This window comes from Betaproteobacteria bacterium (genome assembly GCA_009693245.1).
Classification (GTDB): domain Bacteria; phylum Pseudomonadota; class Gammaproteobacteria; order Burkholderiales; family SHXO01; genus SHXO01.
In genome coordinates this window covers 1-9,265 of sequence record SHXO01000112.1, presented here as the reverse complement: position 1 = coordinate 9,265, position 9,265 = coordinate 1, and the positions used below count along the sequence as shown (strand labels likewise).

Sequence of the window (9,265 nt, the reverse complement as noted above, 5' to 3'; positions counted from 1 at the left end):
ACGCCCGCAACTGATCGAGCGTCGTGAGTTTGGTTTCGTTCATGTCGATCATCATTCCTAGAATGATCGACCCAATTACGCCCCTTCAGACTCAAACCATGTTGGAAATACGATCCCACCTTCAGACTCAAACCATATTGGATAAGACTAGAGGTAGCGGGCTACTCGGATACGAGTACACTAGGGCCGGTAAAAATTCACGATCCCACCGGACACCGCCCATGCGTATCGAGGTTCACGTACACGGAAACATTTCTCTGAGAGCCGGCACCACGCTCTCTCACGTGGAGGGCGCGCTGCGGCCCTGGCTGGAATACCTCGATGAGGACAGCCTCGGGGACGCCAAGAGCGTCCATCAAGAAGAACCTGGCATATCCTTCGACCCGCGCCGGCGTTCGCTCGAAATCTGCTGGACAGGCGATGTAGGAAGAAACTTTCGCCGCTGCATCGAAGAGTCGTTGCAGGCGCTGAGTTCCTTCGCCGACCAGACCTCCGTCGTGGAACTCTCCTACTACCACGACGACGGCCAAAACGAATTCGGTGTCGTCTTCGTGGGGCCCACGCCCGAAGCCATCCACGACGCCCAGCGCCGCCGCATGCTGGAAGATGTTTCCTTGCTACTGAGCCGTCACTTCGGTTCCGAGGAAATCGGCGAAGTGGTGGAAGTCGTCAACAAACTCTTCGGCCGGAACTGGGAGGAGCGCACCTCCAGTGGCTCCGCCAACATCACCTCGGAAGTCGTGCTGACTCCCGGCACGCGCAAACATTTGCACTAAGTTTTTTCGTCCGCGCACGGTGCGGGCACAAGCTTGAAACCCAACGGCTTGGCCTTCTCCGGCAGCGCCCGGCCCATGCGGGCGCGATGGGCCGCATAATGGGCTAACTCCTTGGGCTTGAGTTCTATTTCTTTTTCTTTTCCAGTGCGGCCCACTGCCACGACGGTGAGATTCGGTTGGTCGGTGACAATGGCAGACACAAGTTTCTCGCCCTTCTCCATGCCCATCAGAATGACCCCGCGCCCGCGTGACATCTGCTTGAGTTCCGGGAACTGGAACAGCAGCATGCGGCCCTGCTCCGAAAGGGTGGCCACGTAATTCTTCGGAGAATCCTCGAAGGTCGTGGGTTGTAGCGGAATATCGCCCTCCTCCACCGATAGGAATTCTTTTCCGGCGCGGCGGGTGGAAATCATGTCGCTCAGCTTCGCCGCGAAACCATATCCGCCGCTCGACATGATCAACACATTGGTATCCGGCTTTCCGCCGAGGGCGAAGAGAATCTTGGCGCCGCCTTGCACTTCCACCAGGGAGGATGCGGGTACGCCGTCTCCCCTGGCCGAAGGCAGTTCTTCCACGCCGATGGAATAGGCGCGGCCCAGGGAATCCAGAAATGCGATGGAATCGACGGTGCGGCACGGTATCAGCGCACCCAAGCTGTCACCTTCCTTGAAGGAAAGCGCGGCCGGATCCACGCCCCAACCTTGGCGCGCACGCACCCAACCGTTCTTGGACACAATGACTGTAACGGGATCGTCGATGACCGGTTTCACGGCCACGGCTTTCTCGGTGGCCTCGATGATCGTGCGGCGCGCATCGCCGAAGGTCTTCACGTCTTGCTCGATCTCCTTGATGACCAGTTTTTCCAGCGAACTGCGCTGGTTCAACACGCGCTCCAATTCCTTCTGTTCTTTCTTGAGACTACCCAGTTCTTGCTCGACCTTGATGTGTTCGAGTTTGGCCAACTGGCGCAAACGCATTTCGAGGATGTCCTCGGCCTGGAGTTCGGTCAAATTGAACACGCGCATCAACTCAGGCTTGGGTTCCTCGGAGTTGCGGATAACCTTGACCACTTTATCCACGTTGAGCAGGACGATGAGGCGCCCTTCCAGTACGTGGATGCGGTCCAGCACCTGATCCAGGCGGTACTTGGTACGGCGTTTGACCGTGGAAAACCGAAACTCCAACCACTCACCGAGGATGTCCCGCAAGTTCTTGCCGGTGGGTCTACCGTCCAAGCCAACCATCACCAGGTTGATGGAGACATTGGCCTCCATGCTCGTTTGTGCGAGCAGAAGGTTGATGAATTCGTTCTCGCCGGTCTTGGACGTCTTGGGTTCTAACACCAGGCGCACGGAGTGCGACCGGTCGCTCTCGTCCCGCGCCTTATCCAAAAGCGACAACATCAATTGCTTCTCGCGTTGCTGCTCGGGCGCGAGGGATTTCTTTCCAGCCTTTGGCTGGGGATTGGCGATGGCGTCGATCTCTTCCAGAACTTTCTTCGTGGAAGTTCCTGGCGGCAATTCATTCACCACCACTTGCCATTGTCCCCGGGCCAGACGCTCGATGGTCCAACGCGCCCGCACCCGAACCGATCCGCGGCCGCTGGCGTAAGCCTCCAGCATTTCCATTCTCGGCGTGATGATCTGCGCGCCTCCTGGGAAGTCTGGCCCCTTGATGTGCTTCATCACATCCTTCAACGTCATCTCCGGCTCGCGGATCATGGCGATGGCCGCGGCAGCCACTTCGGTCAAGTTGTGCGGAGGAATTTCGGTGGCCATGCCCACGGCGATTCCGGAGGCGCCGTTGAGCAGTACCACTGGCAAACGTGCCGGCAGCACCTGTGGCTCTTCGCGGGTGCCGTCATAGTTAGGCACGAAATCCACCGTGCCTTGCTCCAGTTCGGAGAGCAATACCTCGGAGAATTTCGTCAGCCGTGCTTCCGTATACCGGTAAGCGGCCGCTTCGTCGCCATCGCGCGAACCGAAGTTTCCTTCGCCGTCGATGAGCGGGTAACGCATGGTGAAGTCCTGCGCTAGCCGCACGAGCGCGTCGTAGACGGACTGGTCGCCGTGAGGATGGAATTTACCCAGCACATCACCGACCACGGCCGCGGATTTTGTACGCTTGGTGCCCGCTCGCGTCCCGTTGTCCCACATGGCGTAGAGAATGCGGCCCTGCACGGGCTTCTGCCCGTCGGCAACGCGTGGCAGCGCGCGGTCCTTGACCGTGGCGATGGCGTATTGCAAGTACTGCGTGGAGGCGTAGCGGCCAATAGGTAACGCGTCGCCAAAGGCACCGCTCATGGGCGCGTAGTGCGGAGGAACACCACCCCCGGAACCGGATGGCGCCGAAGGTGGAGCCGCGGTTCTGTCTTCCGTCACCGTTTCACCGTCCTCGAACATGTCGAGTTGGTCGTCTTTCTTGCCTTGGTTTTCTTCCATCGTCTATTCCTGGCGCCCTACGAAATATCGGCATCCACGAGGTTGCCGAAAGTCTCCATCCATAGCCTGCGTTGCGACGCATTCTCCTTGGCCATCATCATGTTGAAGATGTCGTTCGATACGTCCAGGCCATCTTCCAGCGACACCGGCAACACCCGGCGCGTATCGGGATTCAACGTGGTCTCCCACAGATGATCGGCGCTCATCTCGCCCAGGCCCTTGAAGCGGCTGACACTCCAGCTACCGTCCTTGACCCCTTCGTCCATCATCTTTTCTTGGATGGCCACGAGTTCCTGCTCGTCCAAGGCATAGAGTTTCTTCGCGGGCTTGTTCCTGCCTTGCGAAGGCACGTCGATGCGAAACAAGGGCGGTTGCGCCACGAACACATTGCCCTGCTGAATGAGCCGGGGGAAATGCTTGAAGAACAAGGTGAGCAGCAGCACTTGAATGTGCGCGCCGTCCACGTCCGCGTCCGCCAGAATGATGACGCGCTTGTATCGCAAGTTGGCGAGATCCACCGTGTCGTGGAGCTTATGATGATCCACGCCGATGGCAAGCGCGATGGCCTCGATCTCCTTGTTGGCGTAGAGCGAATCGCCGCTGTCTTGCCAAGTGTTCTTGGGCTTTCCCTTGAGCGGCAGCACGGCTTGAAATTCCTTGTCGCGCGCCTGCTTGGCGGAGCCGCCGGCGGAATCTCCTTCAACGATGAATAATTCGTTGCGCTCCGGATCGTCGGACGCGCAATCGGTGAGCTTGCCGGGCAGAACGGCCACGCCAGAACTCTTGCGCCTTTCGACCTTCTGCGCGGCGCGCGAGCGCGCCACGGCTTGCCGGATCACCAAATCCGCGATGCGCTTGCCTTCATCGACGTGCTGGTTGAGCCACAGCTCGAAGGGATCGCGCACCATCTGGGCGGTGAGTTTCACCGCATCGCGCGAGATGAGTTCGTTCTTAACCTGGCCCTTGAACTGCGGGTCGAGCATTTTCACCGACAGCACGTAGTTGGCGCGCGACCAAACGTCCTCTGGCACTACCTTGAGCCCGCGCTGCCCCATCGCGTGCAGGTCGATGAAATTCTTGATGGCGGCGTAGACCCCTTCTCGTAATCCCGACACGTGGGTGCCGCCCAAGCGCGTGGGAATCATGTTGACGTAGGATTCGGTCACCAACTCTCCCTCGCCTGTCCACGCGATCGCCCATAACGCACCCTCGCCTTCGGAGAAGCTGTCGGATTCCGATTGCGCGCTGACGTAACGCTCGCCGAAAAAGGTGCTGGCCACGGGATCGTTGCCAACGATGGCTTCAGCGAAGTAACCCTTTATGCCATGTGGAAAGTGCCAGGTCTGAAGGTCGAACTTGCCGTTCTTTTCCACGGAAAGCGAAAACCGCACACCAGGGAGCAGCATCGCCTTTGCACGCAGCAATGCGGCGATATCCGCCGCGACGATTTTCGCCGAGTCGAAATACCTTGCATCTGGCCAGAAACGAACGCGCGTGCCGGTGTCCTTGGGCTCCACGGTTCCCAGCTTCTTCAGGGGCTCCTTGACCTGCCCGTTGTCCGCGAAGACCAGGCGCGAGCGCGCACCGTCGCGCTTGACTTCCACCTCCAGGCGCGTCGAGAGCGCATTGCTCACGCACACGCCCACGCCATGCAAACCGCCAGCGATGCGATAGACCGCATCCGAATCCGTCTTGCGGAACTTGCCACCGGAATGCAAAGTGGTGAAGATCACCTGGACGGCCGGTACCTTCTTCTTCGGATGCATATCCACGGGAATGCCGCGGCCGTTATCGCTCACCTCGGCCGAGCCATCCTCGTAGAGGACCACGTCGACGTTCTTGGCAAAGCCGCCTAGCCCCTCATCGGCGGAGTTATCGATGATCTCCACCAGCGCATGGTTCGGATTCGCGGGATCCGTATACATGCCCGGCCGGTGCAGAATCGGCGACAGGTCTTCCAGAATCTCGATATCGGCGGCGGTGTAACTGCCCTTCTTTGCCATGATTTCCTCTTATTGATGGCGCGGCGCCAGGTCACCCACTGGAGGGATCCAGGCGCTTATGCAATTCTCTTACCGCCAACTCGCGCGAAGCGTGTGGTACGCGCAAAGCATCGGCTAAAACCAGCAACTCGTACAACGCCGGATCGCGCCGGGCGGCCAATGGCACCGAGCGGTACAAGGGGGAAAATCCCAGCCCCCGCACGGAGCCGCCCTCCTCGGGCCACACCGCGGGCGGATCATCGGCGTGATCGACCCGGTCCTTGAGTGGAGCCGCCGAATAAGCAGTGGGAAGCCCATGCACCATGCCCCCGCGCTCGGGCGCGAAGGCGTAGCGCAGGCCATGAACAAGAAACTCCGCCAGCGCCTGAACGTCGGGGTATCCCCATCCTTCCTTCACCTGCATGAGCCCCACATGTACCGAGCGCTTGACGCCTGCGTGTACCTCGGAGGCGGACATGCCCAATTCGTACGCCAATTGGTTGTAGGACCATGGCTCGCGGCCCAAAGCCACCATCTTGAGCAGGACTAGTAAGTCTTGGGGTTTCAGCGTCAGCGGCGGGCCATGGCGAACATACCGGCTCTTATTCTATTCGCGAATTGCGAACGGCGAAACCGATTTGCAAATATTTCTAAAGTGAGGCCGCAACGAGCCGATGAACGCGCTGGGCAATTAGGTTGGAGACGCTCATGACCCCAATGGCATCCATGTCGGCATTCGGTCCGCTCCTGGCACGGCATCAACGCGCTGTCCTGCTCCACCTGTGCAAGGAAATCGAGCGCAGCGGCCACCCTGACGATGTAAGCACTGCCCATTGGGTCGAGCAAGCAGGCGCGGACATCGCCCTTCAGTTATTTCATAACCTCTACTCCCCGCACCTGCGAAGAAGCGCCATTGACGCGTTGGAGCACATCCAAAAGGCGCAACGGCGGATGGAGCAAGGCCTCTACGATCTGTGCAATCACTGCGGGACCACCCTCACGCTGCATTGGCTGCAACAACATCCCGCGGCACTTCGCTGCCCCCTTTGCCTTGGCCGGGCGCGCGCGACCAACCTCTGACTTGCTCTGGTATAGTCGCGCCCCCGTTTCTTTAGCACGCTACTTTGCCTGCTGCTCTTCGCACCGTCATCTTCGACCTGGGGGGCGTTCTGGTCGATTGGAATCCGCGTTACCTCTACGCCGGCGTTTTCCGCGACGACGCACGCATGGAGAGCTTTTTGGCCGAGGCCTGCAATCATGAATGGATCCACGAGATGGATGCGGGCAAGCCCTTCGAACAGGCAGTTACCGAGCGCATTCAGCGCTTTCCCCACTACGCAATCCCGCTCGGTTTGTGGCGCACGCACTGGGAAAAAACGATACGCGGTCCCATCGAGGATAGCGTTGCCGCTTTGAACGAACTTGTCCGGGACGGGTACCGGCTGGTCGCGCTGACCAATTGGTCGGCCGAAACTTTCCCCTTCGCGCGGCAGCGCTTCGCCTTCCTGTCGCTGTTCGAGGACATCCTGGTTTCGGGCGAGCACGGACTGGCCAAACCAGATCATGCTATCTTCCGCCTCGCGTGCGAACGCTGGAACATCCGCCCCGAGCAATCTCTCTTTATCGACGACAGCGTGGCGAACATACACGCAGCCCGCGATCTGGGCTTCCAATGCATCCACTTCCAGGCCCCCAGTTCTCTTGTCGCCTCCTTGCGCCAGATGGGACTGCTGCCCTCGCCGAATCTGGGTCGATGATTCGCTCCGCGAAATAAGGTTCCTTCGATCAATAATTCTTTTCCATAACCCCAAGAGGAATCATGCTTAATAATCGCGCAACCCAATCCACTCTCATTATTGTCACGCTGCTTGCCAGCGCGTGCACGACCGATCAATTCACCGGTGAACAACGTACCAGCAAAACGGCCATCGGCGCGGGTATTGGCGCGGGCGCTGGAGCCGTAGTGGGCTGGATCAGCGGTAAAGACCAGAAGGAAAGTAAGCGCCGTGCCTTGATCGGCGCCGGAGTAGGCGCGTTGGCTGGCGTATCGGTGGGCGCCTACATGGACATTCAGGAGAAAAAACTGCGCGAGCAACTCCAGAAAACCGGTGTCAGCGTCACGCGCAAAGGTGATGACATCACGCTCAACATGCCCGGCAACATTACCTTCGCCAGCAACAGCTAGGATCTCAATGGCGCATTCTACGAAGTGCTGAACTCCGTCGCATTGGTGCTCAAGGAGTACGACAAGACCCTGATCGAAATCGCCGGCCATACCGACAACAAAGGAACCAACGAGCACAACCAATCGCTCTCGCAAAGACGTGCCGAAAGCGTGGCCCGCTACCTCACCACCCGCGGCGTGAAAGCCGAACGCCTGCTTCCGGTGGGCGCCGGTGAGACTCACCAGGTGGCCAGCAACGACAACGAAACGGGCCGCACTCAAAACCGCCGCGTGGAGCTTACCATCACGCCCTTGCGGCAGCGCTAAGGAAGTACAAGGGAGCTCGCCCCCTCGTAACTCCTTGAAAGTATGATCACGCCGATCGTGCGAAAGAGCTTGATCAGCGTTTCCCTAAGTGACTTGATACTCCGGCGAGCACGCCAACATATAAAGGGCGCCCAGAACTTTGTCAGGCGTGCCGCATGGAGCGACCGGGTCATTACCCAGATACTCGTTCACCACCGCGCGCGTTGCCGTGGTCAGCAAGGCCAGGCCAAGGCGCTGCGCCAGTAGCGTGATGAACACGTTGGGCGGAATTCTGCGCGGGAACCCGGCGGTCATGCCCGCCGCCACATGATCAGGTGCAACCGCATAGATGGCGTAACGCGCGAATTCGTAACGCGACACCAACACGCCGGCGCTGGAAAGTTGCAGAGCGGAGCGGCCCCGGGCCGTCTCGCCGAACGGAAAAGGTACGTGGCCCATCTTTGGGAGATTCAATGCCACATTCTCGACCAGGGGCCGGTTCAGGCACAAATCGAGGCGTTGCACCAATCCCGCCGCATACTCCATCGCGCCCTTCAGGACCGTGCCACGCGCCTGCGTGTCCCAGAAGGCGTGGCCTCTTAGCATGGCACCCATGACGGACTTGATGCTGCCCCCGCTTCGCCCCCATACGTTCATCAGCATTTCGAGATCGGCCGGGGGCGCGCGGTCGCACACAAAAGCCCGGTAAAGTTTCAGACACACTGACTGCGTAGTGCTCGGGAGATCGTAGGGCGCGCGCGGGAATGCGCGATGAGACGGCAGACGCTCGCTCTGAGCATTGACTAGAACACGGCTTGCGACGGCGGTATTGCCCGCGCGCGAGGCGGCTTCGGTGCCGTGGTACCCACCGGCTTCGCTCGGAGCAGCACCCACGGCACTGCGAGCGCTATTAGGCTTATGCAACCCTGCCACGTCCTTGCGTAGGACCGGAAGGAAATCCTTGAAATGGCCAGTCGCGCACCCCCGCCAACTATTGAGTTGCAGCGCCGTGAGCGCGTTCCCACCCGCTTGCATGGAAGGCGCGAAATGCGAGTGCCAGAACCAGGTTAGCCGCGCTTCCAACGGCCTGGCGCTGGCCAGAAAACGATACAGAAAGGTGAGGGATGCATCCCGCGCATCATTGGCCGGGTCCTTCAATCCGAGGGGGTTCGCCACTTCCCAGGCAGGATCCGCGGCGCTCTCGTAACTCAAGAGACTTTCCACCGCCACGGCGCGCCCCTTGGTGTAGAGCGCTTCCACTTGGCGCACACTGCCGCCAAAACCCACGCGCCGCAAGAGATGCGAGGCATCTTCATGAGTCCAAGCCATCTTCAGGTCTCCATTACTTCATTGCTTTCTTCGAATTTCCGCCAAGCCACACTTCTGCGATGCGGCTATGCACGGTAAGGGCGCCATGGCAATATCCCTGCCTGCTTTACAATGTGCTTTATAGGGCACCTCTAATAATTCAGCATTCTAGAGTAGTGTGTATGGAATCGATGTGATAAAAAGCCTCGAAGCGCAAAGTGATCCCGAGGCCGATGAAGAAAGACAAACGCAGGAAGCAACCCAAACCCAAGCAGCCTGGATTCTTCG

The 9,265-nt window shown here is 59.4% G+C and carries 7 protein-coding genes and 1 pseudogene; 4 read left to right on the top strand and 4 right to left on the bottom strand.

Annotated features, from left to right (window positions below):
* The first annotated feature begins 221 nt into the window (after positions 1 to 221).
* On the top strand, positions 222 to 776 hold the full coding sequence (locus EXR36_14720; protein ID MSQ60848.1) for a hypothetical protein: 555 nt from the start codon (positions 222 to 224) through the stop codon (positions 774 to 776).
* On the opposite strand, the gene parC is transcribed toward EXR36_14720, so the two are convergent.
* From parC to EXR36_14705, 3 genes are all read right to left on the bottom strand, one after another.
* On the bottom strand, positions 773 to 3,079 hold the full coding sequence (gene parC, locus EXR36_14715) for a DNA topoisomerase IV subunit A (protein ID MSQ60847.1): 2,307 nt from the start codon (positions 3,077 to 3,079) through the stop codon (positions 773 to 775). The two genes, EXR36_14720 and parC, sit on opposite strands and share 4 nt — an antisense overlap.
* A gap of 155 nt (positions 3,080 to 3,234) precedes the next feature.
* On the bottom strand, positions 3,235 to 5,220 hold the full coding sequence (locus EXR36_14710; GenBank protein ID MSQ60846.1) for a type IIA DNA topoisomerase subunit B: 1,986 nt from the start codon (positions 5,218 to 5,220) through the stop codon (positions 3,235 to 3,237).
* Between the two features lie 31 nt (positions 5,221 to 5,251).
* Positions 5,252 to 5,773: a hypothetical protein gene (locus tag EXR36_14705; protein MSQ60845.1), complete on the bottom strand. Its 522-nt coding sequence runs from the start codon at positions 5,771 to 5,773 to the stop codon at positions 5,252 to 5,254.
* A 134-nt stretch (positions 5,774 to 5,907) separates the two neighbouring features.
* On the opposite strand from EXR36_14705, the gene EXR36_14700 reads away from it, so the two are divergent.
* The 3 genes and pseudogenes from EXR36_14700 (at position 5,908) to EXR36_14690 (ending at position 7,690) form a co-directional block, all read left to right on the top strand.
* A complete protein-coding gene (locus tag EXR36_14700) occupies positions 5,908 to 6,279 on the top strand; it encodes a hypothetical protein (protein ID MSQ60844.1) in 372 nt (123 codons plus the stop codon).
* 44 nt (positions 6,280 to 6,323) lie between these two features.
* On the top strand, positions 6,324 to 6,956 hold the full coding sequence (locus EXR36_14695) for an HAD family phosphatase (GenBank protein ID MSQ60843.1): 633 nt from the start codon (positions 6,324 to 6,326) through the stop codon (positions 6,954 to 6,956).
* A gap of 62 nt (positions 6,957 to 7,018) precedes the next feature.
* Positions 7,019 to 7,690 (top strand): annotated as a pseudogene (locus EXR36_14690) (cell envelope biogenesis protein OmpA).
* Between the two features lie 84 nt (positions 7,691 to 7,774).
* On the opposite strand, the gene EXR36_14685 reads toward EXR36_14690, so the two are convergent.
* A complete protein-coding gene (locus tag EXR36_14685; GenBank protein ID MSQ60842.1) occupies positions 7,775 to 8,998 on the bottom strand; it encodes a DUF1800 family protein in 1,224 nt (407 codons plus the stop codon).
* Positions 8,999 to 9,265 lie beyond the last annotated feature (267 nt).

Coding starts and splice junctions, on each gene's coding strand:
- EXR36_14700 (MSQ60844.1), top strand. CDS start 5,908: ATGACCCCAATGGCATCCATGTCGGCATTCGGTCCGCTCCTGGCACGG.
- EXR36_14685 (MSQ60842.1), bottom strand. CDS start 8,998: ATGGCTTGGACTCATGAAGATGCCTCGCATCTCTTGCGGCGCGTGGGT.
- parC (MSQ60847.1), bottom strand. CDS start 3,079: ATGAGCGGTGCCTTTGGCGACGCGTTACCTATTGGCCGCTACGCCTCC.
- EXR36_14720 (MSQ60848.1), top strand. CDS start 222: ATGCGTATCGAGGTTCACGTACACGGAAACATTTCTCTGAGAGCCGGC.
- EXR36_14710 (MSQ60846.1), bottom strand. CDS start 5,220: ATGGCAAAGAAGGGCAGTTACACCGCCGCCGATATCGAGATTCTGGAA.